This window comes from Novosphingobium sp. BL-A-41-Hi4B-X5A (genome assembly GCF_055521705.1).
In genome coordinates this window covers 640,169-666,803 of record NZ_CM145500.1, presented here as the reverse complement: position 1 = coordinate 666,803, position 26,635 = coordinate 640,169, and the positions used below count along the sequence as shown (strand labels likewise).

The 26,635-nt window shown below is 61.0% G+C and carries 22 protein-coding genes and 1 tRNA gene; 14 read left to right on the top strand and 9 right to left on the bottom strand.

The features are described 5' to 3' along the window. The first annotated feature begins 62 nt into the window (after positions 1-62). The 3 genes from ACZ1JY_RS03025 to lpdA are packed head-to-tail and all read left to right on the top strand — an operon-like array spanning position 63 to position 3,198. Positions 63-1,349, top strand: a complete 1,287-nt coding sequence (locus ACZ1JY_RS03025) for a pyruvate dehydrogenase complex dihydrolipoamide acetyltransferase (RefSeq protein WP_465130318.1) — start codon at positions 63-65, stop codon at positions 1,347-1,349. A 36-nt stretch (positions 1,350-1,385) separates the two neighbouring features. Next, positions 1,386-1,772: an acyl-CoA thioesterase gene (locus ACZ1JY_RS03020; protein ID WP_039332329.1), complete on the top strand. Its 387-nt coding sequence runs from the start codon at positions 1,386-1,388 to the stop codon at positions 1,770-1,772. A gap of 13 nt (positions 1,773-1,785) precedes the next feature. Further along, positions 1,786-3,198 (top strand): dihydrolipoyl dehydrogenase, encoded by a 1,413-nt coding sequence (gene lpdA, locus ACZ1JY_RS03015; protein ID WP_465130317.1) that lies wholly within the window; start codon positions 1,786-1,788, stop codon positions 3,196-3,198. A gap of 219 nt (positions 3,199-3,417) precedes the next feature. Here the strand turns inward: lpdA and ACZ1JY_RS03010 are convergent, their stop codons facing one another. The 6 genes from ACZ1JY_RS03010 to ACZ1JY_RS02985 all read right to left on the bottom strand — a co-directional run bounded on the left by ACZ1JY_RS03010 (position 3,418) and on the right by ACZ1JY_RS02985 (position 11,532). Further along, positions 3,418-4,008: a hypothetical protein gene (locus ACZ1JY_RS03010; protein ID WP_465130316.1), complete on the bottom strand. Its 591-nt coding sequence runs from the start codon at positions 4,006-4,008 to the stop codon at positions 3,418-3,420. 415 nt (positions 4,009-4,423) lie between these two features. Beyond that, positions 4,424-5,602 (bottom strand): GIY-YIG nuclease family protein, encoded by a 1,179-nt coding sequence (locus ACZ1JY_RS03005; RefSeq protein WP_465130315.1) that lies wholly within the window; start codon positions 5,600-5,602, stop codon positions 4,424-4,426. Continuing rightward, positions 5,595-6,194, bottom strand: coding sequence for a pseudomurein-binding repeat-containing protein (locus tag ACZ1JY_RS03000; RefSeq protein WP_465130314.1), 600 nt, complete (start codon positions 6,192-6,194; stop codon positions 5,595-5,597). Before ACZ1JY_RS03000 ends, ACZ1JY_RS03005 begins: the two co-directional genes overlap by 8 nt. A 117-nt stretch (positions 6,195-6,311) precedes the next feature. After that, positions 6,312-7,667: a DEAD/DEAH box helicase gene (locus ACZ1JY_RS02995; RefSeq protein ID WP_465130313.1), complete on the bottom strand. Its 1,356-nt coding sequence runs from the start codon at positions 7,665-7,667 to the stop codon at positions 6,312-6,314. Next, complete coding sequence (locus ACZ1JY_RS02990) at positions 7,664-8,812, bottom strand: hypothetical protein (RefSeq protein ID WP_465130312.1); 1,149 nt, start codon at positions 8,810-8,812, stop codon at positions 7,664-7,666. The genes ACZ1JY_RS02995 and ACZ1JY_RS02990 overlap by 4 nt, the downstream gene beginning before the upstream one ends. Then, the gene (locus tag ACZ1JY_RS02985) at positions 8,809-11,532 is read right to left on the bottom strand and encodes a class I SAM-dependent DNA methyltransferase (protein WP_465130311.1); all 2,724 of its coding nucleotides are present in this window, start codon (positions 11,530-11,532) and stop codon (positions 8,809-8,811) included. Before ACZ1JY_RS02985 ends, ACZ1JY_RS02990 begins: the two co-directional genes overlap by 4 nt. Positions 11,533-11,675: 143 nt before the next feature. Between ACZ1JY_RS02985 and ACZ1JY_RS02980 the strand changes: the two genes are divergently transcribed. From ACZ1JY_RS02980 to ACZ1JY_RS02970, 3 genes are all read left to right on the top strand, one after another. Continuing rightward, positions 11,676-12,248: a hypothetical protein gene (locus ACZ1JY_RS02980; RefSeq protein ID WP_465130310.1), complete on the top strand. Its 573-nt coding sequence runs from the start codon at positions 11,676-11,678 to the stop codon at positions 12,246-12,248. A gap of 137 nt (positions 12,249-12,385) precedes the next feature. Then, complete coding sequence (locus tag ACZ1JY_RS02975) at positions 12,386-12,574, top strand: helix-turn-helix domain-containing protein (protein ID WP_465130309.1); 189 nt, start codon at positions 12,386-12,388, stop codon at positions 12,572-12,574. A 180-nt stretch (positions 12,575-12,754) separates the two neighbouring features. Next, positions 12,755-13,324, top strand: a complete 570-nt coding sequence (locus tag ACZ1JY_RS02970) for a hypothetical protein (RefSeq protein ID WP_465130308.1) — start codon at positions 12,755-12,757, stop codon at positions 13,322-13,324. 550 nt (positions 13,325-13,874) lie between these two features. Here the strand turns inward: ACZ1JY_RS02970 and ACZ1JY_RS02965 are convergent. The 3 genes from ACZ1JY_RS02965 to ACZ1JY_RS02955 form a co-directional block, all read right to left on the bottom strand. Then, the gene (locus ACZ1JY_RS02965; protein WP_465130307.1) at positions 13,875-16,517 is read right to left on the bottom strand and encodes a zinc dependent phospholipase C family protein; all 2,643 of its coding nucleotides are present in this window, start codon (positions 16,515-16,517) and stop codon (positions 13,875-13,877) included. Positions 16,518-17,081: 564 nt separating this feature from the next. Then, a complete protein-coding gene (locus ACZ1JY_RS02960; RefSeq protein ID WP_465130306.1) occupies positions 17,082-18,350 on the bottom strand; it encodes a tyrosine-type recombinase/integrase in 1,269 nt (422 codons plus the stop codon). A gap of 172 nt (positions 18,351-18,522) precedes the next feature. Further along, a tRNA-Ser gene (locus ACZ1JY_RS02955) sits at positions 18,523-18,612 on the bottom strand. A gap of 113 nt (positions 18,613-18,725) precedes the next feature. Between ACZ1JY_RS02955 and ACZ1JY_RS02950 the strand changes: the two genes are divergently transcribed. From ACZ1JY_RS02950 to ACZ1JY_RS02915, 8 genes are read left to right on the top strand one after another with little or no spacing between them, the layout of a single operon-like run. Further along, positions 18,726-19,769, top strand: coding sequence for a lytic murein transglycosylase (locus tag ACZ1JY_RS02950; RefSeq protein ID WP_465130941.1), 1,044 nt, complete (start codon positions 18,726-18,728; stop codon positions 19,767-19,769). Continuing rightward, positions 19,753-20,658: an SPOR domain-containing protein gene (locus ACZ1JY_RS02945; protein ID WP_465130305.1), complete on the top strand. Its 906-nt coding sequence runs from the start codon at positions 19,753-19,755 to the stop codon at positions 20,656-20,658. The genes ACZ1JY_RS02950 and ACZ1JY_RS02945 overlap by 17 nt, the downstream gene beginning before the upstream one ends. Positions 20,659-20,693: 35 nt before the next feature. Then, the gene (locus tag ACZ1JY_RS02940) at positions 20,694-21,887 is read left to right on the top strand and encodes a D-alanyl-D-alanine carboxypeptidase family protein (RefSeq protein ID WP_465130304.1); all 1,194 of its coding nucleotides are present in this window, start codon (positions 20,694-20,696) and stop codon (positions 21,885-21,887) included. Then, positions 21,884-22,519 (top strand): dTMP kinase, encoded by a 636-nt coding sequence (gene tmk / locus ACZ1JY_RS02935; protein ID WP_465130303.1) that lies wholly within the window; start codon positions 21,884-21,886, stop codon positions 22,517-22,519. The genes ACZ1JY_RS02940 and tmk overlap by 4 nt, the downstream gene beginning before the upstream one ends. Further along, positions 22,516-23,484, top strand: coding sequence for a DNA polymerase III subunit delta' (locus tag ACZ1JY_RS02930; RefSeq protein WP_465130302.1), 969 nt, complete (start codon positions 22,516-22,518; stop codon positions 23,482-23,484). The genes tmk and ACZ1JY_RS02930 overlap by 4 nt, the downstream gene beginning before the upstream one ends. Positions 23,485-23,520: 36 nt before the next feature. Beyond that, on the top strand, positions 23,521-25,086 hold the full coding sequence (gene metG / locus ACZ1JY_RS02925; protein ID WP_465130301.1) for a methionine--tRNA ligase: 1,566 nt from the start codon (positions 23,521-23,523) through the stop codon (positions 25,084-25,086). Then, complete coding sequence (locus ACZ1JY_RS02920) at positions 25,086-25,862, top strand: TatD family hydrolase (RefSeq protein WP_465130300.1); 777 nt, start codon at positions 25,086-25,088, stop codon at positions 25,860-25,862. The genes metG and ACZ1JY_RS02920 overlap by 1 nt, the downstream gene beginning before the upstream one ends. Beyond that, positions 25,859-26,626 (top strand): MBL fold metallo-hydrolase, encoded by a 768-nt coding sequence (locus ACZ1JY_RS02915; RefSeq protein ID WP_465130299.1) that lies wholly within the window; start codon positions 25,859-25,861, stop codon positions 26,624-26,626. Before ACZ1JY_RS02920 ends, ACZ1JY_RS02915 begins: the two co-directional genes overlap by 4 nt. Positions 26,627-26,635: the final 9 nt, after the last annotated feature.

The window sequence follows — 26,635 nt, the reverse complement described above, 5'->3', positions numbered from 1 at the left end:
AGGGGTGGTTTCCGCTACGACCCCTTCGCTTTATTGCCATCAGGACACGGAAAAACACGCCCATGCCCATCGCCATCAAGATGCCCGCCCTCTCCCCCACCATGGAAGAGGGGACGCTTTCCAAGTGGCTGGTCAAGGTGGGTGACAAGGTTTCCTCTGGCGACATCATGGCCGAGATCGAGACCGACAAGGCCACGATGGAGTTCGAGGCTGTCGATGAAGGCACGATCGTTTCGATCGACGTTGCCGAAGGTGCCGAAGGCGTGAAGGTCGGCACCGTGATCGCGATGATCGCGGGCGAGGACGAAGACGCCAGCGCGCCCGCGCCGGTTGCAAAGCCTGCCGAACCAGCACCTGCTGCCAAGGCCGAAGCAGCATCTGCGCCAGCAGCGGCGCCTGCTCCGGTCGTTGCCGCAGCGCCCGCTCCGAAAGGTGACCGCGTGATCGCCAGCCCGCTGGCCAAGCGCATCGCCGCGGACAAGGGCATCGATCTTGCCGGTGTGGCCGGTTCGGGCCCCAACGGCCGCATTGTTCGCGCCGACGTCGAAGGTGCGAAGCCCGCCGCAGCCGCGCCTGCTACCGCTGCACCCGCCGCCGCTGCAGCACCGGCAGCAGCGCCTGCCGCGGCTCCGGCTCCTGCAGCCGTGCCCGATTTCGGCATTCCGTACGAGGCAACCAAGCTCAACAACGTGCGCAAGACGATCGCTCGCCGCCTGACTGAGGCAAAGCAGACGATCCCGCACATCTACCTCACCGTCGACATCCAGCTCGATGCCCTGCTCAAGTTGCGCGGCCAGCTCAACAAGGCGCTCGAGGTGCAGGGCGTGAAGCTCTCGGTCAACGACCTGATCATCAAGGCTCTGGCCAAGGCGCTGGTGCAGGTGCCCAAGTGCAACGTCAGCTTCGCGGGCGACGAACTGCGCACTTACAGCCGTGCCGATATCTCGGTTGCCGTCGCTGCGCCTTCGGGCCTGATCACGCCGATCATCGTCGATGCCGGCAACAAGTCGATCTCGGCCATCGCCACGGAAATGAAGACCCTGGCCGGCAAGGCGCGTGAAGGCAAGCTGCAGCCGCACGAGTATCAAGGCGGCACGGCTTCGCTGTCCAACCTCGGCATGTTCGGGATCAAGAGCTTCGATGCGGTGATCAACCCGCCGCAGGCGATGATCATGGCTATCGGCGCGGGCGAACAGCGCCCTTACGTGATCGACGGCGCGCTGGGCATCGCCACGGTCATGTCGGCCACCGGCAGCTTCGACCATCGTGCCATCGATGGTGCCGACGGTGCCGAGCTGATGCAGGCGTTCAAGAACCTGATCGAGAACCCGCTGGGTCTGGTGGCCTGAGCCTGATCGCCTGAAACAAGTCGCAGGGGTGCAATGATGGCCGATCCGCTACCACAGGGCGAACCGGCCATCCGCATCACGGCGATGCCAGCTGATGCGAACCCCGCCGGCGATATCTTTGGCGGATGGCTCATGGCGCAGATGGACATGGCGGCAGGCATTGTCGCGGCACGAAGGGCCAAGGGCCGCGCTGCCACGATTGCCGTGGAGGGCATGACTTTCCATCACCCGGTCCATGTGGGTGACGAGGTCTCGGTCTATGCCTCTCTTGCCAAGGCGGGACGCACTTCGATGACCATCGATGTGGAAACCTGGCGCCGCGCGCGGACCGGCGAAGACCGCCAGAAGGTGACCCAAGCACGATTCTTCTTCGTCGCCATCGACGACGAACGCAAACCGCGGCCTTTGCCGCAGACAGACTGACAGGAGCATTTGCGTGGCTGACCAATACGACGTCATCGTCCTCGGATCGGGCCCCGGCGGCTATGTCGCGGCGATCCGCTGCGCGCAGCTCGGCCTGAAAACCGCCATTGTCGAACGCGAGAACCTCGGCGGCATCTGCCTTAACTGGGGGTGCATCCCGACCAAGGCGCTGCTGCGTTCGGCCGAAGTGCTCAATCACATGAAGCACGCCGCTGCCTATGGTCTCGCTGCCGACAATATTCGCGCCGATCTCGATGCGGTGGTCAAGCGCTCGCGCGGCGTGGCCAAGCAGCTCAATCAGGGCGTGACGCACCTGATGAAGAAGAACAAGATCACCGTGCACATGGGCAATGGTGTCCTGAAGTCGGCAACCTCGGTCGAGGTTACCGGTGAGAAGGGCACGGAAGTAATCTCGGCCAAGCATGTGATCGTCGCCACCGGCGCCCGCGCGCGCGATTTGCCGTTCGCCAAGGCCGATGGCGAGCGCGTATGGACCTATCGCCACGCGATGACGCCCAAGCAGATGCCGACCAAGCTGCTGGTCATCGGGTCGGGCGCCATTGGCATCGAATTTGCCAGCTTCTACAATGACATGGGTGCCGAAGTTACGGTCGTCGAGATGATGGACCGCGTGGTTCCCGTGGAAGATGCTGACGTTTCGGCCTTCCTCGAAAAGGCGCTGACCAAGCAGGGCATGAAGATCATGACCGGCGCGGGCGTCGAGAGCCTTGCCGTCTCAGGATCGGGCGTCAAGGCGAAGATCAAGGGCAAGGACGGCAAGGTTGCCGAGGCCGACTACAGCCATGTCATCGTCGCCGTCGGCATCGTGCCGAACACCGAAAACATAGGACTTGAAGCGCTGGGCGTGAAGGCCGAGCGCGGCATCATCGCCATCGACGGCTATGGCCGCACCAATGTGAAGGGCCTGTGGGCCATCGGCGACGTAACGCCGGGTCCATGGCTGGCGCACAAGGCGAGCCACGAAGGCGTGATCGCCGCCGAAGCCATTGCCGCCGAACTCGGCAACAAGGACGTCCATCCCCATCCGATGGACCGCGCCAACATTCCGGGCTGCACCTACTGCCACCCCCAGATCGCCAGCGTCGGCCTGACCGAGGCGAAGGCCAAGGAAGCCGGTTACGAACTGAAGGTCGGGACTTTCCCGTTCATCGGCAACGGCAAGGCTATTGCGCTGGGCGAGCCGGAAGGCTTCGTGAAGACCGTGTTCGACGCCAAGACCGGCGAGCTGCTCGGCGCCCACATGATCGGCGCGGAAGTGACCGAGATGATCCAGGGCTACGTCGTCGGCAAGACGCTCGAGACGACCGAAGCCGAACTGATGCACACCGTCTTCCCGCACCCGACGATCAGCGAATCGATGCACGAAAGCGTCCTGGCGGCTTACGGGCGCGCTATCCACATCTGATCAAGTCCATCGTCGAACTGTCAGTTAGAAAGGGTGCGGGCTAAACTGTCCGCACCTTTTCATTTGCGCAGCACATCGCAAACCTTGAGTTTGCGAGGCTTGTTATGGTGCGAGCGTTGCTTACCGATCTGCGGTGTCAAATAGGACCTTGGAGGACGGAGGTCAGAGAAGGTCATACAATAGTTAGCAGGCCAGCAAGGCCAGCCTGCTAGCGTAGGGTTACTGGATTGTCGTGGTTGTACCGCTTGCGACACCGCCCGCCGGTGCCGCGAGGGGCAAAATTGCCGTCGTAGGTGAGGGTGCCTGACCAACGACGAGAGGAGCCGGGGCGTTGCTTGGCGGAGGTCCGGCGAACGCTACAGGTAAATCGTCTTTCGTATGGGCAACCAACTCTCTTCCTGCTGGAATTACTCCAGACTTTCCGGTTACGAAACCCGCAAAAACCCCTGCAGCAACGACACCTGCGACTGTTCCTACGGTGTTTCCTTCACCCTCCTGACGGTAGTGCCCGCTAATTGGAATACGCCTGCCACTTACCTCAACGTACTCAAGATCAATTTCCATCTTTCCTGACTTTCCAAAGGCACCCTTGTTGGTCAGCCAGCTGATACGTCCCACGCCGCGTGCGCCCTTTGGTATGACGACGTATTGGCCAAGTAGTACGTCATGGGTTACGGTCAGATTAAAGGTATCCCCTTCGTTCCAGCGCTTTCCTTTGGTTGTGATAGTGTCGTTGAGCGCAACCGTAATCTCGGTATTAGCAGGTAGCACCGCAATATTGCTCTGAGTCTGCGGGAGTGAAAGCACCATGGGTGCAGGCGCGGTAGTCGGAGGGGCCGAAGTACTTTGTGCTAGCAGCATTGATGGCGCAGCCAAGAAGGCCACGAGAGCTAAGGTCCGCATGTCTTGTTCCCCTGTTTCTGAGCAAATCGAATCGCTCGTTTCTAGATTTAGAATGAAGGGGAAATAGTTACCATTAGATCATACAACGAAGGGGCGATCGCGCCGACAACTACCGGCGAAACATCATAGGCAATCCGTAGTGCTCTCATTTCGTTTGGCAACGAAAAGTATTGGCGGACAGGGTGGCCGTCGAACAATGCCGTAAAAATGGGCGATTTAAGCCATTTTCCTAATCTTTGCCAGAAACGATACTCCCAATGTTACCCCCAAGTGCCCACAATTTTCTTGAACCGAGACTTCTTTGCCCTGCGCTGTCCTCGCATCAGGTTCGGATCAGACGGCCTTCGGCAGCCTGATAGCGGAACTCGGTTATGGTTCTGTCTCTGATTCGTTCGACCGCTTCGTCAATCACCTGCAGCGGCACGACAAACCACTCCCGAGGTTTGACCAAGTGACCGAAGCGATCAGGTATGGTCAGATCGAGCTGCGCAGCAGCGAAAACCTTGTGTATCAAGCTTTCGAGCTTCTGGCAGTTCACGCCGTAAATCTTGTAGGTCGCCACTATGTCCACGCCGGCAAGCAGATAAGTCGAGCTCTTCTCCGCTCCGGAGATGCGTGTTTCGACCGAGCCGCTGGTCACGCCGATCTTATGGATTACGTCCCGGTGCTCCGTGACGAATGGATGATCCGACTTGCTCCGTAGCACATAGATGGTGCCCGTTTCGGCTTCGCCGTCCTCCGCCTTGTCGGCGAACAGGGGGCCAGGCGCGGGGTCGGTAATGCGCCGCCCGGCATCATCTTCATTGAGCTGGCGCTGTAGCGATCGCATCAGCATCCCGCTTTGCGTGCCGTTGTCGAAGATCACGCGGAGGCGCGCATCGGTGCGGCCCTGCGCGTTGACGAAGACCTCGTCCATCTCTGCCACATAGCTGATCAGGCCACCGACGATGAAGAAGGCGCCGGGGCGGATTTCGGCTTTGAGTTCGAATGGGCGAGTCACGCGTGCGCCGCTGGCAAGGTCGTCCTTGACCTGCTTGAATAGCCCGGCGAACTTTTCGAAGTCAGGGCACTTCTCGCGGCGGGCAATTTCGTCGGCAGCACGCTTTTCCTCAGTTGAACGAACGTGTCGGAGTTGGGTGATGTCGCCACCCTCGCCAAGCCCGCCTAGCTCAGCGGCCAGATGGTCCAGATCAAGCTCGTCTGCGTCCACGAGATCAGCTTCTACGCGATCAAGCAGTCCGTGCTTGTCGAAGTCTGCCAGCAGGGTCCGGCAGTCTTCCTGCGCACGCAAGCGATCCAGCCGCACGGCATAGAGGCGTTCGAAGATATCACGGTCCTCGCCATGCTGGGGCAGGCGACCATGCTCGTCGAAGAAGCGCTCGATGTCCTCAAACCCGGCGATGATCCGTTCCTCGCGCGCCGTATAGGTGGCCTGCTTTTTCTTGGCCGGCGCGAAGTCCGCAAGTTCGTCGGCCAGATCGTCGAGGTTGAAGTCACTCATAGCGACCCTCCTCGCGGAAGCGCATGAATGCGGCGGCCCCTTCGGCGAGGCGCTGTTCCCAGGCATCGGCGGATGTGATCGACGGCAGCCGTCCCCGTTCCTTCTTGAAGCGGACTGCGCGGGCAGCGAGGTCCTTGGCATCCTCGGGGGTGATCTTGGTGCGCTTGGCGGTGATTGCCGCCTGAACCTGCTTGAGCGTGCTTTCGCTCATCGACTTGGCCAGCACGGCATAAGCTGCCTGCCAGGGGTTGATGCTGTCGATAAGGTCGATGTCGAGTTCGCGGACATCCATGGCAAACTGGCGCACGCCATCCAGCAGCGCCGTATTTGCGCGCTGCTCACCATCGGTAGTGTCAGCGACTCCCATGGCTAGAGACTTCGCCTTCTGCGTCAGGTTCAGCGCCGCGATCGCGTGCTGGCGGACAGACTCCTGATCCTCGGCGGAAAGGTCGGGGTAACGATCGCGCACTATCTTGCCCATGGCGACTTGGGTGAGTTCCTGCGCCGGGGTTTCCTCGTCGAACATGCCGCGTTCGGCCACGGTCTTGGTCTGCACAAATGCGGCGATGACCTCGTTGAGGTCCTCCTGCACGATGCGGGTCGCCTCAGGGCTCTTGGGCGTGACGAGGCCCGCTATCTCGAAGTGATACTGCCCGCGCTCCTCGTTGAAGCCGACGTTGGTTTGCCCTTCCTTGTATCCCCCTTCGCCTTAGTCGAAGTTCGGCAGCGGCCCGTTGTTCTTCGGGCTGAAGGTGAAGCGGGGCGCGAGCACCTGTTCCATCAGCAGGCTGGCAGCAATGGCCTTCAGCGTATCGTTGATCGCATCGGCCACGGCTGCTTCGGAAGCATCTGGTTCAGCGATAAGGTTGGTAAAGGTGGCAACGGACTTGCCCGGCGCATCGCGCGTGGCGCGGCCGATGATCTGGATGATCTCGGTCAGGCTCGACCGGTAGCCGACGGTCAGCGCGTGTTCGCACCAGATCCAGTCGAAGCCTTCCTTGGCCATGCCCAGCGCGATGATGATGTCGACATGGTCGCGATCGTTCTTGTGCGCAGGGTCCTTCAGCGCCGCCAGAACCTTCGCCCGGCGCGCAGGATCGCTGTCGTCGACAAGGTCGGCGATCTTCAGCACGCGGCCATCGGGCAAAGCGACAAGTTCGAAGCCGGTTACGGGATCGGCCCCCTGCCACTTGCCAAGGTAGTGCAGGATCTCGTTGACCTCGGCAATCTTGTCCTTCGTGCTCTCCCGCGCGTTGACCGAGGGGATGTGCACGATCGTCTTGCGTGAGGGATCGAGGCAATGCTCGATCGCCTCGAGATAGCGCCCGGTGTAGAAGTAATACCCGATGTCGAGCGCCTTGAGGTGCTCGTACCCGTTGAGCTGCTCGAAGTAGGTGAAGCTCACCGTCTCGAACTTCGCCTCGTCCTCGGGCGTGAGGACGGGCGCGGCGTCGCCCCGGAAATAGCTGCCGGTCATGGCGACGATGTGCACCTTGTCGCGCGCGATGAACGCGGCAAGCTGGCTGCCCAGACGGTTGTCCGGGCTCGCGGAGACGTGGTGGAACTCGTCCACCGCGATCAGCCGGTCGTCGAACGCCTCGATGCCATAGGCCTCGACCGCGAAACGGAACGTGGCGTGGGTGCAGACCAGCACCGGATCGCCACTTTCAAGGAACTGGCCGACCGCCTTGACCTTCGAGGAATCCACCCGCTCCTCGTCAGCGCCGGGCGCATTGCACAGGTTCCATTGCGGCTTGACCGTCCAGTCCGCCCAGAAGCCGTGGGCGCTCAGCGGCTCGTCGGCAAAGCTGCTGCCGATCGACTTTTCCGGCACTGCGATGATTGCCTGTTTCAGCCCCTGGTTGTGCAGCTTGTCGAGCGCGATAAACATCAGCGCGCGGCTCTTGCCCGAGGCCGGCGGTGACTTGATCAGCAGGTACTGCTCGCCCCGCTTGTTGTAGGCACGTTCCTGCATCACGCGCATGCCGAGCGCATTGGCCTTGGCCGAGGCGCCAGTGCGGGCGGTCTTGAAGCTGACTGCGGGGATGGGCTTTGCGGTGGTCATGCTTTCCAGCTTTTTGCCGCGGTAATTGCATTACGCCAGGCTGATTTGACGGCTTCATCAGGGGCCAGAAAAAACTCGCCACTCAATGACTTGCCATGGGCATCTAGATAACTCTTCATCGAATCTTCGCCCGCTAAAGCATGCTTGGAAGATTGAAAGGGTTCCATTCCTTCGTCGTAGGTCGAATGTAAGAGCGTCCACTTGAATGCGCACTTCGGCAAAGCTCTGTTATGCGCGTTGCGTCGAGTTACGGGGCTGACCGAGAAACCCACTTTGACAATTTTGCCGCCGTTAGCATTCTTGCCGAGGAAGGCGTCTGCATCTCCTTCAAGCTGCAAGATGTAAAGGTGCTTAGGGCCTTCCGCTTCCATCACGACACGTGGGGATTGCGACACTGGACCAGGCCGTGAAGGGCGCAATACCTCATCGCAGAGACCGGGAAGCGCCGCTGAAATGAGCTTGTCGCCAGCAACGTCGACCTCGCGCAATGGCAGGTCGAGCACCTTAAGCGCCTCCTGTCTTGTCAGCTTCATGCCCTGCCAATCAATTTGCGCCCTGTTTTCTTCAGTGAAAGTGTCCGGTGCGAAGTCCTCGACAGCTGGCTGAGCATCCTCTTCAACCTTCCAAGCCCTAATTGCTTTAACAGCGAACTCCCACCCATCTTCAGCGGTGGCTGAGTTCCCTGTAGCAAACTCCTGCTTCCCACCCGTGACGTGAGTGAGCTGAAGTACTCCGCAAATCCGGCTTTTGCCCCGAGACTGGTGGTAGGCGACCATCAGAGCGCCTGGTTGGCTACGCTCAATGAAATGGTCGCGCCACGACTTCTCCATGTAGGCGTCGTAACCCTGCGTTTCCGGCGAAAAGTCGATAAATTCGCTCAGCCAGACGTCTGATTCGACTCCTGTGATGGCGACCCGAGGATCGAGTAGCGCGTTCCCTTCGACGCCATGATCATGGCACTTCTCAAACGCTGCTACGCTGCCGTACGTCTTTTTGACGTGGGTCGGGGCAACCTGACTGACAACTCTGCCATCCGTAGACCATCCATGCGCGGCAAACATTGGTAGCAGTCCGCCATAACACTGCGCCGCGATCCTGTTGATCGCGCGTTTGTCCCATCCGGGGGACCGATCCCTTTCGCTCATGCCGCTTTCCCCTTCGAGGTCATCTTGGTGTAGAGTTCGAAGAGCTTTTCGAGGCGTTCGGTGTCGTTGCGGAAGCGGCGGCCGATGTAGATGCGTTCGAGGACTTCGTCATTGCGGTCGTGCGCGGCGCGCAGGTTTTCAGGCATGGTGTCGGGATCATAGAGGTCTGCGATAGTCGCCGGGAAATGCGCCTCGCGAGCGAGGAGGATGTCCTCGGCGCAGCGAGTGAGGTCGGCCTTGTGCTGGTCGGTCAGAGTGGGGACTGGGAAGGTGTTGTACACGAGTGTGCCAGAGTAGCGGGGGTCCGACTTTAATCGACCAGCAACCGCCTTAATCCAGCTCATGTGCAGCCGAGAAGCGAGCACGCCTAATATGTAAATCTCTGGATCATAAATGACCTGTACCGCGTCGGTTACGATTGAAGGCGCACTTAACATTCCAACTGGAAGAAATTCACGGCGCTCGGTGGTAGTTCTCGGAATAATAATCATGAACTTCTTGGGTTCGTGAGTATATCGAAATCGATACGGCACATTGACGAGACTACTTGCGACTTCGCCAGCGCCGGACCTGTAGGACTTTACCCTTTCAAACCTTTCCCTGAATTCCGGTATTCCCAACGCCTCTCCAAGCTGTAATTCATTGACCCAAATACAATAACGTGGAGTATTCCTAACAAAATCCTCGGCTCCATACAAAGGGCGGAAAAATTTTTGTGCATTTTGATAATTTGAGCAGATTATGTCCTTTTTATCTTTTTCAACAATGAGATTTCCGCCTTCAATAGCCTGATTTCCCATAACAAGTTCAGGTCGTCCATCGATAGGAGTCATTCTCTTTTCGACAATCACATCTTGATTATTGGTAAGATAGGGGGAAATGTTATTGACTTCGACGGCCACTCCCGAGTCATATATCATCTTTTTGACGCGTTCACTCTGGCTTAAGCCTACAATGACACAATGAACTGCGGCATTATTGGTGGCGTTATTCTGCCATTGGAACGTCCGATGGGCGAAGGCGATCTTTGAGTACTGCAAGGCTCGTCCCCAGAACAGAGGGATAGATTGGCCTTGGCATAGTGAATTAGTAGCAACAAACGCCGAGGATGATGCGACTGATTTACTAAATTGAACAGCTTTCCATACCCATCCGCATACATAATCCAAGCTATTTGCACCGGAAAAACCTGCCATCGCGTGACGAAAATCTTCTTTTTGCTCCTTTGATTGCTCGCGCGCACCAGTAAAGGGGGGATTTCCGCAAATATACGTCTCCCCGCCCTCATTCTCAAAATCAATCTCCGCCTGATCCAGCGGCGTGCTGAACAGGTCATCTGCCTGTACCTTTACTCCGGTGCCGGTCGGCGGGCAGATGCTGAGCCAATCCAGCCGCAACGCATTCCCGCAAGTAATCCAGTTCTGGCTATCCAGCGGCAGGAACTCCGCTAGCGCCTCCTTCTGCCCCCGATAGAGCACATCGCACTGGTACTCCGCGATGATCAGCGCCAGCCGCGCGATTTCGGCGGGGAAATTGCGCAGTTCGATGCCGCGGAAGTTGGTCAGCGGAATGTCGCTACGCCGGTCGGGCTCGCCGCGCCGCCGGTTGATTTCGGCCTCAAGCTCGCGCATCTGCTTGTAGGCGATGACGAGGAAGTTGCCCGATCCGCAGGCGGGATCGAACACCCGGATCCTGGCCATGCGGTTGCGCAGGTTGAGCAGCTTGCGGCTGTTGTCGCCCGCTTCCTCCAACTTCGTCCGCAGGTCATCCAGAAACAGCGGATTCAGCACTTTCAGGATGTTCGGCACGCTGGTGTAGTGCATGCCGAGCGCGCCGCGCTCCTCGTCGTCGGCCACGGCCTGGATCATCGAGCCGAAGATGTCCGGGTTGATCTTCTGCCAATCGAGACTGCCGATGTGCAGCAGGTAGGACCGCGCGATCTTGCTGAAGCGCGGGCATTCGGTCGATCCCGAGAAGAGCTGCCCGTTCACATAGGGAAAGACATCGGCCCAGCTCTTGATCCCGGCAGCGGCGCGATCGGCCAGCCTGGTGTCCATCGCCCGGAAGATCTCGGCTATGACCACATGCGTGTCAGACGCATCGCGCGCGCTCATCTGCTCGACCGTGCGGCTGAACAGGCCTTCGCCGACGAAAATGTCGGTATCCTCGGCAAAGAAGCAAAAGATCAGGCGGGCCATGAAGTGGTTCATGTCCTCGCGCCTGCTGGCCCAGTCAGGGTTGTCCTTCAGCAGCTCGACATAAAGCTTGTTGAGCCGGCCAGTCGCCTTGATGTCAAAGCTGCTCTCACGGATCTGCTGAACCGTGGTGATGCCAGCCAGCGGCAGGAAGAAGGCGAACTTGTCCGGGAACGTGGCGTAATCGCAGGCGACCGTCTCGCCACTGGCCATGTCCTCTGCCTGGAAGGCCACGCCATCGGTCGCAAGGATGAACTTGGCCTTCTGCGATGCCGTCTTCGGGCTTTGCCGCAGGGCGACGAGCATCTCGTCCACCGCACCCTGATCGCAGGTGGCAATGTGGATGTGCCCACGCTGCAGCACGGCGCCGGGAACATCGGACTGGTTCGTATTGCCCGCCCGCAGGCGCTGGATCGCGGTATCCTTGTTCCCGAAGGCACGCAGAAACTGGAAGGGAAACTCCGCCCGATCAAACGGCTCGAGCGCGAGGGCGGATACGGCTTCTTCGATCTCTACGGGGTTCATGACCGCACCCTATGCCAAGGGCAGCGCAAAGGGGAAGTGCTTGGGAATGCTATTATCAAGTAGCCGTTGTGGATAGCGCTGACCCCGGCTGGACGGAGTTGGAACCATGGGTAAGCTCTTGCCCGATACGTGGGAGCTCCGACATGCGCCATGGCCTTACCCAGATCGATCTGAACTTGAAAGCGCGACTTGCGCTTGGAGGATTCTCTGACACCCCGGAGCGCGATATTGCCCGGTTATTGACATCGCACCAGCCGATCGAGCCAGAGACGCGCCTTGCCTTGGCCGCAGCTCTTCTGGGCACAGGCCACGGCATCACCCTTCAGTCCGACGCCAAGAAGTCGACCAAGGCTCTCAGGAGCTTCATGCTCAGACGACGGCGCATAGCCTTGGTGCGTCCCATCGTCCGACTGCCGAAGGGCTCGAACATAAGATCAGCAATCCAGCGGGCGGCTGCATCGGCGCTGGTTGGCGAAAAGACCATTGAGGCTGCGGTTACCGAAGCACGCCGAATCGATGCCTGGATTGCCAAAGTGAAGGGTCAAAAACGAGCGCGTGGGCTAACGGTCGAGATGTTGGAACTGGCATACATCTATGCCGCGGTGAAAAGGCAGAGGCCCGAGAAATTACTGAATGATACTCTGCCAGCGCTAGCGGAACTGGTTGGCTACTTCGACCAACTGCACCAGCAGGCGGAGGGCACGCATAGCCGTTAACGTGTTTGCCCATTGGGATGCTCGACCGGCAACGTCCCGCTAACGCTGCAACCTAATTCAGCCCGCCCAATTAGGTAACCTGAGCGGCACTACCTCGATACCTGAATGCCCGTTCCAGCCAAGAACGGAGGCATCCAATGTCAACCAAGCCCGACGTCACCACCAAACTTGCCTACAGCGTGAGGGAGGCCGTCCGTGCGACGAGCCTCGCGCGGTCCACCATCTACAACCACATAGCCAGCGGACGTCTGAAGGCAGTTCGCATCGGCGGCCGGACAGTGATCCCGGCTGAAAGTCTCCACGCGTTGATCCGGGGAGACGCCTGACGATGGACGAGAAAAGCAAGGCCCGCGTTGCAGCGCGGGCCCCACGCAAAAGCCTCATCAGCCTTCCTCAGCAAGTTATCTCCCAAGCACTGCAGCTGCAACTTCTGATCATCGCGCACCAGGTGAGACCGGAAATGGCAGCAATGTTCGCAGCTTTGGCGTTTGGCCAAGGAGGTGGGGATGCCTGCTAGGAAATCACGGGGACGGAAGCCCAATGTTACGGGACGCAGTAACACCGATCGCTTTGTCCGGCTCCCGCATTTGATTCTGAACAGCTGCGCCTACCGCAGCCTGTCCCTGAAAGCGCGCTGCCTGCTGGTAGAACTCGGCATGCTCTACAACGGCTCGAACAACGGGGGAATTTTCCTCAGTGTCGAAGATGCAAAATGCCGGCTCGGACTGGGTGACCATCACACTGTGACAGCCGCTTTCAATGAACTGCAGGAGTTGGGCTTCATCACCAAGACTGCAGAGGCGCATTTCCACGTGAAGACATCCGAGACCTCTCGTGCTCGTACGTGGCGGCTAAACTGGGAGGCAGGGCCGGGGAGAAGAGGGCCGAGCATGGATTTTCTGGCACATGAGGCCCAGCCGAAAACGACGGCCCGAGTGAGAATGGAACGGGGCATGCGAGCACTCAAAAAATTCAGGAAGGCGAAGTCGGAAGGGAAAATGCCGATGGTGGATTCCACCATGTTGTCACCTGACACCCACGTTAACGATGGTGGAATCCACCATGTCCAATTCTGAAAATGGCTAAAATCCGCGAAAAAGCATCATGGGGGAATTTCACCACCATACAGCTGCACCATGGGTGCACGAGCGCCGTCGCGAAATTGGCCAGGATTTTGCAGACTGCCGAGTGCACCTCGCTACAGGTCCGGCGGATGCCAAAGCGAAAACAAATTTTGGAGCAAGATCGAGACGCGCCCGATTGGGCGCGCTCCCTCATATGAACTTTGGTCCAAACACTCTTGGGACTTTACGGTCATTCCTGTGTGACCTGTCCAGCGGCAGGTTCATCACCAAAATGCGACACTCAGTAGTCAGTCTTCGGGCCAAGAATTACGGCCGCAATGGCCGTGAGCCTACAGGCTGTTTGCGGAACATGGCTGCACAAAGCTAACCTTAACAATTAAGGTGGAAACGGCGACGTATAGAGTTCAACACCCGACTAATATCACTATACCACGCTGTAGTGAAACTATAATGACTGTATGCAACGTTCCAGATCAGGCTGATTGTCATGCATATAATCTCTCTGCGATACGCTGAAATACATAATGAAACATTGCAGAATTCATTTGGGTCCAAAACCTAATGCACCGATAATGCTGCGAAAGATCCTCTTGAGCTTGAGTCCGAAAGAGTCGGCATGGCGCCGTTCCGAATTCGGCTGAGCACAGCGATTGTCAGCGGCTACTGGAGTACCATTAGGAGCAAAGGTAACAGGAAACGGATTTGCGGGGCAGGAAGCGAACGGAAATGCCTGCGGTGAAAGTTCCGGCCTGGCCGTAATGGCCCCCGCGACCGGATTCGGGAATATCCGGCTAAAGACCGTAGTACGTAGATTGGGGTCCACAAAAAGGCTCAGCCCGCCGGCTGCATCGGCCGGCCCCCATCCGTAGCGGCGCTTTTCGGGGTCGGCCGGTTCGGGCGGCGTATTGCTCCGCGCGTACGGGATGCCATAGGGCTGCCACTGCTGGTTGCCGTCAATCGAGCGGAGGCTCCTGGTCAGGATCGACCAGCGGCCTGCGCCTCTTCCTCCAACCCTGTTCGGATCGCCGCCGAGCCGCCAAACCAGCCGCCGCATGCCCGCCTGGTCGAGAAGCGCCAGCTTGGACAGCCGCAAAGCGTAATCCATCGCGTAGAACCGTTGCGGGACCAGCGTGCCGTTTGTCAGCCCGATGTCGCTGTCGATCTGTTGCGTGACGTCCGGAAACGTCAACAGTGCCTTGCCATCGGCATCGCCCACCTGGGCATAGGCGTCGCGCAGCTTGGCTGCGTTGGCGCTCTGTGGATCGATCAGAAGCTCAATGAACAGGTCGGTGCTGTCGTCCGGCGAGGCCAGCTTGGCAAGCTCGATGACGGCCCTTTGCGCTTCGGCATCGATCCGCTGCTGGATCAGTGCGCGGATGTCGCCGTATCGCTCGTAAAGGCTGCGGAACGGTTCGGGCAAGTTGCGCAAGACAAACCCGCGCACCTGGTCGTTGACCTGCTTGTAGTAATCTTCGGCCGCACAGCCAAACTCGCCGAGTTGATAGGGAACCGGCGTGAAGGCGCCGCCGTAACACGTCAGCCAACGCCTGTAGACGTCCAGCAGGCCGCTCTCCGTGTTCGCCATCTTGCGTCCGGCGTCGAGCCCGGCCTCGATGTATTTGGCGCCGGCGACGTCCAGGCCCTTCTCCCAGTTGCGGGAGTACGCGGACAGGGCATTGGACTGCGCGACCAGCTTGGCGATTTCGGTCCGGATTGCATTTAGGTCGACGATCCGATTGCGGAAGCGCTCGATCTCGGCGCGCAGCGCAACGACCTTTTCGCGCGCGGTCTGGGTTGCCGCCAGCTGCGCATCATATTTGGCATTTTCGACATCATAGGCCGCCTGGACCGCGGCTTGGGCCACGTTCAGCTGCGCCTGCGCCGCTTCTGCACGCAATTTAGCCTGCAGCGCGTTCGCCTCGCGCGCGCCCTCTGCGGCGACGATGACCGCTCGCTGGGCGATCGTGTATTTCGCGTCTCGGAGCCGGCCTTCGGCGCGGTCTAACTCATCGTTGACTCGCCCCCATGCTTCATTGGGAACGTTGGCAATTGCACAGACCGTTTCAGTTACGTCGTCACAGAGCTTTCTCAACGGTCCAGCCCAGCGACAAACCTCGCGCGTGACATTACGGCAAATGCGTTGCGGCACTGTCCGAGGTATGGTCCGCAGGCGCCGTCTGATGTCCGCGACTGATCCCTCCAGCTTCTCGAGCCTGCCCAACGCATCGCTCGCGGCCCGCTCGGCTGCATCGATCGCCGCCCGCGCGGCCTTTGCCTCGGCCTCGCTTTTCACGATCAGCAGGTCGTTACGGCGGACCGCGTCGATCGCGCCGTCGAGCGCGCGCTTGGCCAGGTCGAGTGCCTGGCGTTGTGCCGTCAGGCTGGCTTCGGCCCCATTGAGCGACACTTCGGCGGCAGTCAGCGCCAGTTCGCCGTCGGCCAGCTTGACCTGCAGATCCAAGCCTTCAGTCACGACGTCGGCCAAAATCCGACCCGCCTCTGCCTCGATATCGTCGAGCGACTTGGTCAGCGCGGCAACGCCGCGCCGCATCCCGTGCATCGCCGGTATGTGCAGCGCGCCGGCCTTGCCCGACACACGCGCCGCGTCGTCATTGTAGATCAGCCGGTCGCGCACAAACTCGGCCGGTACCCGCAGCGCCGCAGGATCGGGCGTGCCCGCAGGCAACCGCGCGTCGATATATTTTTCGAGCAGGAAATGACGCAGTTCGACGGCGCGTTCGTCGGTCAGGACGAATATGTCGCCGGCATAGGCGTTGACGTAGGAATGGGCGAAGGTGTCGCTGCCGGCGTGGACCACATAGCCCGCCGCGAACGCCAAGCGCTCACCGGCCGGCGCGTCCGTGTAAAGATGCCTGAGCCAGTCGCTGGTCTGCCAATCGGACGCGATGCCCGGGTGGGTAGTGGTCTGGCCTGTAATCAGGTCGGGGAAACCGTCGGGCCCAATCACGCCCGCCAGGAAGCTCTGCTGGTTATCCAGGATGCTGCGGCACAACTCCGGATCCACCGCCTCGCGATTGCCCGCGACCTCCACTTTGCAATCGCGTTCTAGATCCTCGATAATCCGCTGGCCGATCCATAAATGGGTCTTCAGCCCAAATGCCTGCGCATCTTGTGGCGACAATAACCCAAGCAAGCTCCCGCCGATCCATGCCCAATATCGCATTTTCTATACCCCCAAAGTCAGGTGCCCGGACTTCGTTGGATTAGTCAATCACTTTTTCGACGCACGCCCTCGCTCATGCAGATGTTTGAAATGTGCGTCGCTGTAAGGGTGAGATCTACCGACATAGCTACTTGGCGTCACAGCAATACTTGGGGGTGGACGGCGTATTGGCGAGCCGTGAAGCATCGGACTACCAATTTATCTTGGAGATGCTGAGAATTAGCCGCGTCCGCCTTCAGGTACACCCCAAACCTGGATGCGTGGCCGAAATGGGGCGCTTTGCTGACCTTCAGCTTGGCCCACGCCGACTGACCGCTTTCGTCAAAGAAGACGTTCGAGACTACTGATCTGAGCGACCGGGTCTGATCGGGAGCGACCGCTGCGGAGAAGGCCAGCGGGCTGGCAAATGCCGCCGACAGAGCCGGCCGTTCAGAGCACCGGTATCGATCGTCGATCCGTGCCAGCATAGTCATGCTTAGTTCTCGCAAGGACTTTTAGAGCTTGCGTAACCAAAAGCTTCGCAGCACTCGAGGCTCCTTCGCCTCCTGTCTGAGAAGTGAAACGTTAGGTGCGGCGCCTCGCAACAGTCAGCAGATCATCTGCGGGCCGCATGCCTTCAAGCAGCAGGTCTGCCCACTCGCACGCGATCTCCCGCCGGCGCGGCATGAACTCGGCGCGGTTGTAGGCGCTCTCCACCTTGTTCTCGGGGACGTGCGCCAGCATGAGGTCGATCACCGCGCGATCGTCAGCTATCCCGGCGAGCTTGGCGCGCTCGTTCATGATCGTGGAGAAAGCCGCGCGCCAGCCATGCGGGACGTGCCGGCGGTGCCAGCCTGCCCGGTTGTAGAGGTAGCCGATCGCGTTCTCGGACAGAGAGATATGAGCGTGGCGCTGACCGGGGAATACCAGTTCGCCGCGCCCGGTCAGGCGATGGACGGCGCGCAGAACGTCGACGGCTTGCGGGGCGAGGGGAACGACGTGGTCAAAAGCCTGCTCATCCTTGCGATCGAGGGTGAGCTTCATGCGCTCGGCGGGAATGTGCCAGTACGGCTCCTCGCCTTCGAGATCCTTGAGCTCGTCCCAACGCGCACCGCGGACAACGCCAGGGCGAACGGCGGTGAGGGCGAGGAGGCGCGACGCCAGCAGCGTGACCGGCGACGCGCCCGACTGCTCGGTCTTGGTCAGCAAGTCGCGCAGCTCGTCCAGATCGAGCACGGCTGGCTGCTTCTTGGCCTTCTTCTTTGGCAAGAGCGCAGCATTCAGATCCTTGGCCGGATTGTCGCGGGCGATGCGCTTGGAGATTGCCAGCACGAAAACACCGCTGACGCGCTGCCGGATGCGCTTGGCCGTCTCGACCGAACCGCGCTTCTCGATCTTGCGGAGCATGTCGAGGACGTCGTGGGCCTCAATGTCGTTGACCTGCCGCTTGCCCAGCGTCGGGAACACGTCGCGCTCAAGCGAGCGCAGGACGTCGGCTTGGTGAACCTCGGTCCAACGGCCCTTGTTGAGATCGTGCCATTCGCGCGCGACCGATTCGAACGAATGCGCCTCCTCCAATCTGGCGGCCTTGGCCTCGCGCTGCTTCTCGGCGCTCGGGTCGATGCCTTGGCGCAACAGGCGGCGGGCTGCGTCGCGTCTCTCGCGTGCGTGGATCAGGGTGACGTCGGGATAGGGGCCGAACGAGAGGAGCTTTTCCTTGCCGGCAACGCGGTACTTCATGCGCCATAGCTTGCCGCCGTTTTTGCGCACGAGTAGGAACAAGCCCTTTTCGTCAGCGAGCTTATAGTCTCGCTCGGCTGGTGCGGCTTTGCGGATCTTCGTGTCGGAGAGCATCGCGATACCCCTGCCTTGGGGGTATCGTTCTAGAGCGGTACCCCCTTAACTACCCCCTTGGGTCCGGTCCATTGATGGCACGCGATGGCACACCGCGCACGTCTCAATGAGACAGAACCCCAGCAATTCCTAGGGTTTTTGGCATGGGATGGCATGAGGTGGCAAGGTAAATTGGCGGACAGGGTGGGATTCGAACCCACGGTGAGCTTCCACCCACGGCGGTTTTCAAGACCGCTGCCTTAAACCACTCGGCCACCTGTCCGCACGGCTAGCATTACCTGATGGCGATGCTGGCTCGGCTCGCCGTTAGCGGGTTTGGCGTCGGTCGCAAAGGGGATTCCCATCCATGGTGTTCCGTGCGACATCGGTTTCATGATGTTTCTGAAGAATGCGAAGGCGATCCGGGCGTTTGGCGTGGCTGCCATGGCGCTGCTTGCGGCAGGCCCTGCTGCCGGGCAGGTCGATGAGGAAGAGGCAGGCTTTCAGGGGTATCTGCAGCTTCTTGCCGCGCGCGGACGCGCCGAAGGTGTGCGCGAATCGACAATTGCGGCAATGACTTCCGGGCTCACTCTCAACCAGCGTGTGATCCAGCTTGACCGTGCGCAGCCGGGATCTTCCTCGGGCACCATACCGGCGTTTGAGCCTTACCGTCGGCAGCATGTCGATTCGGCACGCATCATGCGCGGGCGGCGACAGTACGCCGCCGCGGCCGGTCAGATCGGCGGGATCGAACGACAATACGGCGTCCCCGGTCCGGTCCTCATGGCAATCTGGGGGCATGAAACCGACTACGGCGGTTATACCGGCAATTTCGATTTGCCGCGTGCGCTGGCAAGTCTCGCTTACGAAGGACGGCGGCGGGAGCTGTTTGCCGACGAATTCGTCGCGGCGATGAAGATGGTCGATCGCGGCGTCCCGCGTTCGAAGCTGGTCGGCAGCTGGGCTGGCGCTTTCGGCAATCCGCAGTTCCTGCCGTCGGTCTATCTCCGCGTGGCGCAAGACGGCGATGGCGATGGTTTTGCCGACATCTGGAACAACCGCACCGATACGCTCGCTTCGATTGCGAACTACTTTCGCGATGCCGGTTGGCGCCCGGGCCAGCCTTGGGGCGTTGCCGTAAGCGTGCCGGATGGGCTTGATCGCGCCAGCCTCGGCACCACGTTGAAAAGCCCGCGCTGCCCGCGCGTGTTCGATCGGCACACCGGATGGAAGACAATGGCTGAATGGCGCGCGCTCGGCATAGTGCCCCGCGCCGGAAACTGGCCCGCCGACAATGTCATGGCCAGCTTGCTCGAACCCGATGGGCGCGGGCGGACGGCCTATCTGCTAACCGGAAATTATAGGGTTATCCTCGATTACAACTGCTCGAACTTTTACGCCCTGTCCGTAGGACTTCTTGCAGATGAGATATCCCGTTAACCGTTTCGCGCTTGTCGCCACGCTGCTGCTGACCGCCTGCGGTAGCGCGAATGCCGGTGTTTCAACGGCTTCAGGTGCTTCGATGGCCGGGCCGGCGGGCGACTACCCGATGGTGTTGGGCGCGCCTTTCGAGGTTGAAGGTGTGACCTACACCCCGGCAGACACGCTGAACTACGATTCGGTGGGTTATGCCCAGATGTCTGGCGGGGATGGCGTGTCCGGCGCGCACCGCACGCTGCCTTTGCCGAGCTATGTCGAAGTGACTTCGCTCGAAACCGGCCGGACCATCCTCGTTCGCCTGACCGAACGCGGGCCGATGACCGGCAGCGATCTGGTCGCGCTGTCCGCAGGAGCATGGTCGCAACTGGGCGCCGCGCCAGGCAGCCGTCTGCCGGTGCGTGTCAGGCGCGTCAATCCGCCCGAAGCAGAACGCGCCTTGCTCCGTACCGGTGGCCAGGCTCCGGCCCGGATGGACACACCCTCCGGCCTGCTCGCGGCCTTGAAGCGCAAATTGGGTATCGCACCCGTCCCCCCGGTGACAGCCGGGCCTTCCGTGCCGACCGGGCCGGCTGCCGTCGCCGCACCCGTACCGGCTTCGAAGGAAGTAAAAGCGCCAGCCAAACCCGCACCGAAAGCTGAGGCACCCAAAGAGGCACCGAAGATCGCGGCGCGCGGGCCGACAAAGGCGTATTACATACAGGTCGGGGCCTATTCTACGAAAGCCCGGGCCGAAGCGGCCGCCAAGGCCACCGGCGGAGCGGCCTCTCCCACCGGCAACTTGTGGCGCGTACGCACAGGGCCGCACAAGGATCGTGGACAAGCCGATGCGGCGCTGGCGAAGGTTCGCGCGGGCGGCTATGCCGATGCAAGGGTCGTGACCGCGCCTTGATCCCGGGCGCAGGGACGACCGGCAGAGTCCGGGGAATGCACTTGCGCTTGAAGGTTGTAACGGTTGGCTTGTCGATGGTGCTGGCGGGCTTGCCTGCGCAGGCCGCTGCCCCCAAGGCGGCCCCAAAACCGGTCAGTCTCGATCCTCTTGCCACAATGCCGCGGATCGATGCGCCGATCGCCCTGATGCTCGATGTCGGTTCTGGCCGCGTGCTCTATGCCCGTGATCCGCACCGGCGCTTCGTGCCGGCATCGATCACCAAGATCATGACCAGCTATGTCGCTTTCGATCTGATTTCGAAGGGCAAACTGCGTCTCGACCAGCGCATTCTGATCCGCCCGGAAACATTCCGCAAGTGGCGCAACGTTGGCAGCACGATGTTCCTGCCCGCCGAGGCACAGCCGACCGTTGCCGAACTGATCGAGGGCATCGTTACGGTCTCGGCCAATGATGCCTGTGTCGTCCTGGCAGAAGGCGCGACGGGATCGGTCCCGGCATTTACAGCGCTGATGAACGCAGCCGCAGCCGAACTTGGCATGCGCGACAGCCACTTCAACACCCCCAATGGCTGGATGGACGAAGGCGAGACTTATGTGACCGCCGCCGATCTTGCCACCCTGAGCGGCGCGTTGATGACGCGCTTTCCCGATCTCTATCGTCGCTTCTACGGTCATTCCCAGATGACCTGGAACGGGATCACGCAGCCCAACCACAATCCGCTCTACGGCCACACCGAAGGGGCGGACGGGGTCAAGACCGGTTTCACCAACGAGGCGGGCTATGGCTTCGTTGGTTCCGCCCAGCGTCAGGGGCGCCGTCTGGTGATGGTGCTTGGAGGGTATGACCGTCCGATTGACCGCACCAACCAATCGCGCGCCTTCATCGAATGGGGCTTTGCAGCGTGGGACGCCAAGGCGCTCTATCGCCGCGGCGCCAATGTTGGCACGGCGGTGGTCCAGGGCGGGGAGGCACGAGAGGTCACGCTGGTCGCCCCGCACGATCTCAGCCTGACCATGCCCAAGGGGACCACGAGTAACTACACGCTCTCGGTGCGCTACAAGGGGCCTCTGAAGGCTCCGATCCGCAAAGGCGAGACTGTCGCCAGCCTGCTGGTGCGCGTACCGGGCGAGGCGGTGCACGTGCTGCCGCTTGTTGCCGGATCGGATGTGCCACGCGGCGGCGTGCTGGCGCGGCTGCGTAATGGTGCGCTGGGACTGGTTGGGCTGTGACCGGGCTGCCGGGACAGTTCATTGCCCTTGAAGGCGGCGAAGGCGTCGGCAAATCGACGCAAGGACGCATGCTGGCCGATGCCTTGCGCGCCCGGGGGCTTGAGGTCGTGACGACGCGAGAGCCTGGAGGGACGCCGGGCGCCGAGGCCATCCGCGCAATGCTGCTCAGCACCGAAGGGGAGGGGTGGGGCGCCCGCGCCGAGGCTCTCCTCTTTGCCGCCGCCCGCGCGGATCACGTCGAGAAGCTCATCCGCCCGGCCATCGCGCGCGGAGCGTGGGTGATCTGCGACCGCTTCGTCGACAGCAGCCGCGCTTATCAGGGCGGAGGCGGCGGGCTTTCAGACGCGGAAGTTCTCGACCTTCACCGCATCGGCAGCGAGGGCCTGTTGCCGGACCTGACCGTCCTGCTCACCGTGCCGCCTGAGGTGTCGGCGCAGCGCCTCGCCATGCGCGATGGCGGTGTCGGCGACCGTATCGAAAGCCGCGGCGCGGCCTATCATGCACGCGTGGCCGAGGCGTTCCGCAGCTTCGCCGCGCAGGCGCCGAACCGCTTCGCCGAGATCGATGCCGTGGGATCGCCCGCAGACGTCCATTCACGGATCATGGCCCGGCTTGCAGGCTTGCTCCCATGAGCGAGCGCATGATCGGGCATGACGGACCTTGGCGTATCTGGCGCGCGGCCATTTCCGGCGAACGTATGCACCATGGCTGGATCCTCGCCGGGCGCGAGGGCCTCGGCAAGGCAAACTTCGCGCGCGCAGCGGCTGCAGAGCTTGTTGCCGAACCCGGAGTGCCGCAACCGCCGGTTGAAGCGCATCCCGACATCCTGACTCTTGCCCCGCTTCCGGCCAACGACGACGAAGCCAAGAAGCGCGATGAGGGCAAGCCCTACCAGTTGAAACGCAGTATCTCGGTTGATCAGGTGCGCGGCCTGCAACGCAGGCTGACTACCCGGCCGACGCTGGGACGCAGGCGCGCGGTCATCATCGATTCGGCAGACTTGCTCGAGAAGAGCGCCGTCAACGCCTTGCTCAAGAGCCTTGAAGAGCCGCCGGTTGGCACCTTCTTCCTGCTTGTTGTCCATGCGCTCGGACGGCTTTTGCCAACTGTGCGGTCGCGCTGCACGGTCGTGCGGTTCCATCCCCTTTCGCCGGTCGAAGTAGCCCGTGCCCTGGACGACGCTGCGCCAGAGCTTGATGCTGAAACCCGCAAAGGTGCGCTGGCGGTCGCGGGGGGCTCACCCGGTGCGGCACTGGCCTTTGCCGCGCAGGACCTGGGCAAGGCGCAGGCGTTGTTCGCGCGGATCGTCGAACAGGGCGATCCTGACCTTTCGCTGCGGGGCGCGCTTGCAGGTGCTTTGGGCACAAGGCCCGATCGTGAGCGGATTGCCGCTGCGATCGAGGCCGCGCGGATGACCGTCGTCGGCGCGCTCGATCACGCAGACGATGCCGCGAAGGTGCGCCTTGTCGAAACGCATGCGCGTCTGGTCAGGCTGGCCGGGGAAGCACCAATCTACAACTTCGATCCGGCAATGCTTACCATGGAAATCGGCTCCTTGCTGGCATCGGCCGCGCCGACTAGGGAAGGCGCGCGATAAGCCTTTCAGATTCCTTTTGAGAAAGCGACCGGCCCGATGGGCGAACCCTTCTACATCACCACCGCCATTTCCTACCCCAACGGCAAGCCGCACATCGGCCACGCTTACGAAGCGATTGCCGCTGACGTCATCGCGCGTTTCCAGCGGGCGATGGGGCGTGACGTGCGCTTCCAGACGGGCACCGACGAGCACGGCCTGAAGATGGCGCAGAAGGCCCGTGATCTGGGCGTGACGCCGCGTGAGCTTTCTGACGAAATGTCTTCACATTTCATCAAGATGTGTGACGAACTCAACGTTTCGTATGACGTCTTTATCCGGACCACGGAAGAGCGCCACCACGCTTCCGTGCAAGATTTGTGGCGGCGCATGGAAGCCAGCGGCGATCTCTATCTTGATCGCTACGAAGGCTGGTACTCGGTCCGCGACGAAGCTTTCTACGACGAGAGCGAACTGGTCGCAGGGGAAGGGGGCGAGAAGCTCTCGCCGCAGGGAACACCGGTCGAATGGACGGTCGAGGAATCCTGGTTCTTCCGCTTGTCCAGGTATGCCGAGCCGCTGCTGAAGCTCTACAACGAGAACCCGCAGTTCATCCAACCGGACAGCCGTCGCAACGAAGTCATGCGCTTCGTGGAAGGCGGCCTGCGCGATCTATCGGTCTCGCGCACCAGCTTCGACTGGGGCGTGAAGGTGCCGGGCAGCGACGGCCACGTCATGTACGTATGGGTTGATGCGTTGACCAACTACATCACCGGCCTCGGTTTCCCCGAGGAATCGGGCGACTTCGCAAGGTATTGGCCGGCAAACCTCCACCTGATCGGCAAGGACATCGTCCGGTTTCACACGGTCTACTGGCCGGCTTTCCTGATGAGCGCGAACATCGCCCTGCCCAGGCAGGTCTTCGGCCATGGCTTCCTGCTCAATCGCGGGCAGAAGGAATCCAAGTCGCTTGGCAACGTGACCGATCCGCTCGAACTGGCAGAGCGTTTCGGCGTCGATCCGCTGCGCTATTTCCTGATGCGCGAAGTGGCCTTCGGGCAGGACGGATCATACTCACCAGAAGCGATCGTCACGCGTTGCAACGCCGAACTGGCCAACAGCTACGGCAACCTCGTGCAACGCACACTTTCCATGATTTTCAAGAATATGGACGGCACGCTTGAAAAGTTTGCGAGCGCCCAAGCAGACGATGCCCTGCTCGCGACAGTGTTCACCGCCTGCCGCGAAGAACTGCCGCGCGAATTCGAAGCGCTGAACTTCTCGACCGGTATCGATGCGTGGATGCGCGCCGTCTTCGCCTGCAATGCCTACGTGGACGAGCAAGCGCCTTGGGCTCTGCGCAAGACCGATCCGGAACGAATGAAGGCGGTGCTGCTTACCCTGTTCATGGCCATCAGGGATCTCACAATCGCGATTGCGCCGGTCGTCCCGGCCGCTGCTGCCAAGGTCCTCGACCAGCTTGGCGTGCCCGGTGACGCTCGTGGATTTGCAGCGCTGACCGACGCAGATTGGTACGTGGCGCGCGTAGCCACAGGTGAAAAGCTCGCACAACCGGTGCCGGCGTTCCCGCGCCTTGAATTGCCCGAAGAGCCTGCCTCGGCATGATGCTGATCGATTCACACTGCCATCTCAACTACAAGGGCCTGGTCGAAGATCAGGCCGAGGTTCTCGGGCGCGCGCGCGAGACGGGCGTGCGCGGATTTCTCAACATCTCGACCCGCCAGCGCGAATGGGCCGACATCGTCGCCACGGCCGAGCGTGAGAGCGATGTCTGGGCCAGTATCGGCATCCATCCGCACGAGGCCGATGGTCATGCCGATCTGGGCGAGGCCGCGCTTCTGGAAGCCGCTGCGCACCCGCGCGTGATCGGTATCGGCGAGACCGGGCTCGACTACTATTACGACCATTCGGACCGGCAAGTTCAGCAGGACCTGTTCCGGGTCCACATTCGCGTGTCCCGAGAAACCGGCCTGCCACTGATCATCCACACGCGCGATGCCGAGGACGACACGACGCGGATCATCGAGGAAGAAATGGGGAAGGGGGCCTTCCCCGCCCTGATCCACTGCTTCACCGCATCCGCGCCATTTGCCGCCAGAATGCTGGAACTTGGTCTGTCGATCTCGCTTTCCGGTATCGTAACTTTCAAGAATGCCAAGGACTTGCAGGCGATTGCAGCCAACCTGCCTGAAGATCGCGTTCTGGTCGAAACCGATGCGCCGTTCCTTGCGCCAGTGCCGCACCGGGGCAAGACCTGCGAGCCGGCATTCGTCTCCGACACATGCGCATTCGTTGCCGGCCTGCGCGGCACGTCACAGGAAGCCCTAGCGGATCGCACCGGTGCCAACTTCTTCAAGCTTTTCAGCAAGGCCAGCCTGTGAAGCTGACGATCCTCGGGTCCGGCACATCGACGGGCGTGCCGCGCATCGGCAACGATTGGGGCGAATGCGATCCGAACGAGCCGAGAAACCGGCGCACTCGCGTCGCCATCATCGTCGAGGGCGACGACGGTAGCCGCTTGCTGGTCGACACGCCGACCGACCTGCGGCAGCAGTTCCTGACTTGCGGCATAGATCGCGTTGACGGCGTGCTATGGACCCACGACCACGCCGACCACTGCCACGGTATCGATGACCTCAGACCGCTGCGTTACGGTCGCGGCGGCCCCATTCCGGGCTATGCGGCAAGCGAGACTGTCCGCCGCCTGCGCCAGCGCTTCGGTTACGTGTTTGCCGGGCAGCACGGCTATCACACCATTGTCGAACTCGATAACCTTGACCGGGTTCGCATGTTGAGCGGCATTGGTATTGGACACTGCCAAATGCCGCACGGTCCGGCGCAATCTACGGCCTTTCGCTTCGATCAGGCAGGCAAAACAATCGGTTACGCCACGGACTTCAGCGAGATTACCAGCGAGATGATCGACCTGTTCTACAAGGTCGACATTCTGGTCGTCGATTGCCTGAGGCGGCAACCGCATCCGACGCATTCGCATCTCGGCATGGCTCTGGAACTGATCGAAGCGACCAGAGCCGGACATGGCATCCTGACACATCTCGACAAGTCGATGGATTACCGGACACTGTGTGCCGAAACGCCTGACCACGTCGAACCTGCTTACGACGGGCTCGAAGTAAACCTCTAAGGCGGTGCG

Excerpts from the sequence above, each read along its gene's own strand:
- ACZ1JY_RS03025 (WP_465130318.1), top strand. The coding sequence starts at position 63 with ATGCCCATCGCCATCAAGATGCCCGCCCTCTCCCCCACCATGGAAGAG.
- ACZ1JY_RS03020 (WP_039332329.1), top strand. The coding sequence starts at position 1,386 with ATGGCCGATCCGCTACCACAGGGCGAACCGGCCATCCGCATCACGGCG.
- ACZ1JY_RS03010 (WP_465130316.1), bottom strand. The coding sequence starts at position 4,008 with ATGGTGCTTTCACTCCCGCAGACTCAGAGCAATATTGCGGTGCTACCT.
- ACZ1JY_RS03005 (WP_465130315.1), bottom strand. The coding sequence starts at position 5,602 with ATGAGTGACTTCAACCTCGACGATCTGGCCGACGAACTTGCGGACTTC.
- ACZ1JY_RS02995 (WP_465130313.1), bottom strand. The coding sequence starts at position 7,667 with ATGACCACCGCAAAGCCCATCCCCGCAGTCAGCTTCAAGACCGCCCGC.
- ACZ1JY_RS02990 (WP_465130312.1), bottom strand. The coding sequence starts at position 8,812 with ATGAGCGAAAGGGATCGGTCCCCCGGATGGGACAAACGCGCGATCAAC.
- ACZ1JY_RS02985 (WP_465130311.1), bottom strand. The coding sequence starts at position 11,532 with ATGAACCCCGTAGAGATCGAAGAAGCCGTATCCGCCCTCGCGCTCGAG.
- ACZ1JY_RS02980 (WP_465130310.1), top strand. The coding sequence starts at position 11,676 with ATGCGCCATGGCCTTACCCAGATCGATCTGAACTTGAAAGCGCGACTT.
- ACZ1JY_RS02975 (WP_465130309.1), top strand. The coding sequence starts at position 12,386 with ATGTCAACCAAGCCCGACGTCACCACCAAACTTGCCTACAGCGTGAGG.
- ACZ1JY_RS02970 (WP_465130308.1), top strand. The coding sequence starts at position 12,755 with ATGCCTGCTAGGAAATCACGGGGACGGAAGCCCAATGTTACGGGACGC.
- ACZ1JY_RS02965 (WP_465130307.1), bottom strand. The coding sequence starts at position 16,517 with ATGCGATATTGGGCATGGATCGGCGGGAGCTTGCTTGGGTTATTGTCG.
- ACZ1JY_RS02960 (WP_465130306.1), bottom strand. The coding sequence starts at position 18,350 with ATGCTCTCCGACACGAAGATCCGCAAAGCCGCACCAGCCGAGCGAGAC.
- ACZ1JY_RS02950 (WP_465130941.1), top strand. The coding sequence starts at position 18,726 with ATGTTTCTGAAGAATGCGAAGGCGATCCGGGCGTTTGGCGTGGCTGCC.
- ACZ1JY_RS02945 (WP_465130305.1), top strand. The coding sequence starts at position 19,753 with ATGAGATATCCCGTTAACCGTTTCGCGCTTGTCGCCACGCTGCTGCTG.
- ACZ1JY_RS02940 (WP_465130304.1), top strand. The coding sequence starts at position 20,694 with ATGCACTTGCGCTTGAAGGTTGTAACGGTTGGCTTGTCGATGGTGCTG.
- ACZ1JY_RS02930 (WP_465130302.1), top strand. The coding sequence starts at position 22,516 with ATGAGCGAGCGCATGATCGGGCATGACGGACCTTGGCGTATCTGGCGC.
- metG (WP_465130301.1), top strand. The coding sequence starts at position 23,521 with ATGGGCGAACCCTTCTACATCACCACCGCCATTTCCTACCCCAACGGC.
- ACZ1JY_RS02920 (WP_465130300.1), top strand. The coding sequence starts at position 25,086 with ATGCTGATCGATTCACACTGCCATCTCAACTACAAGGGCCTGGTCGAA.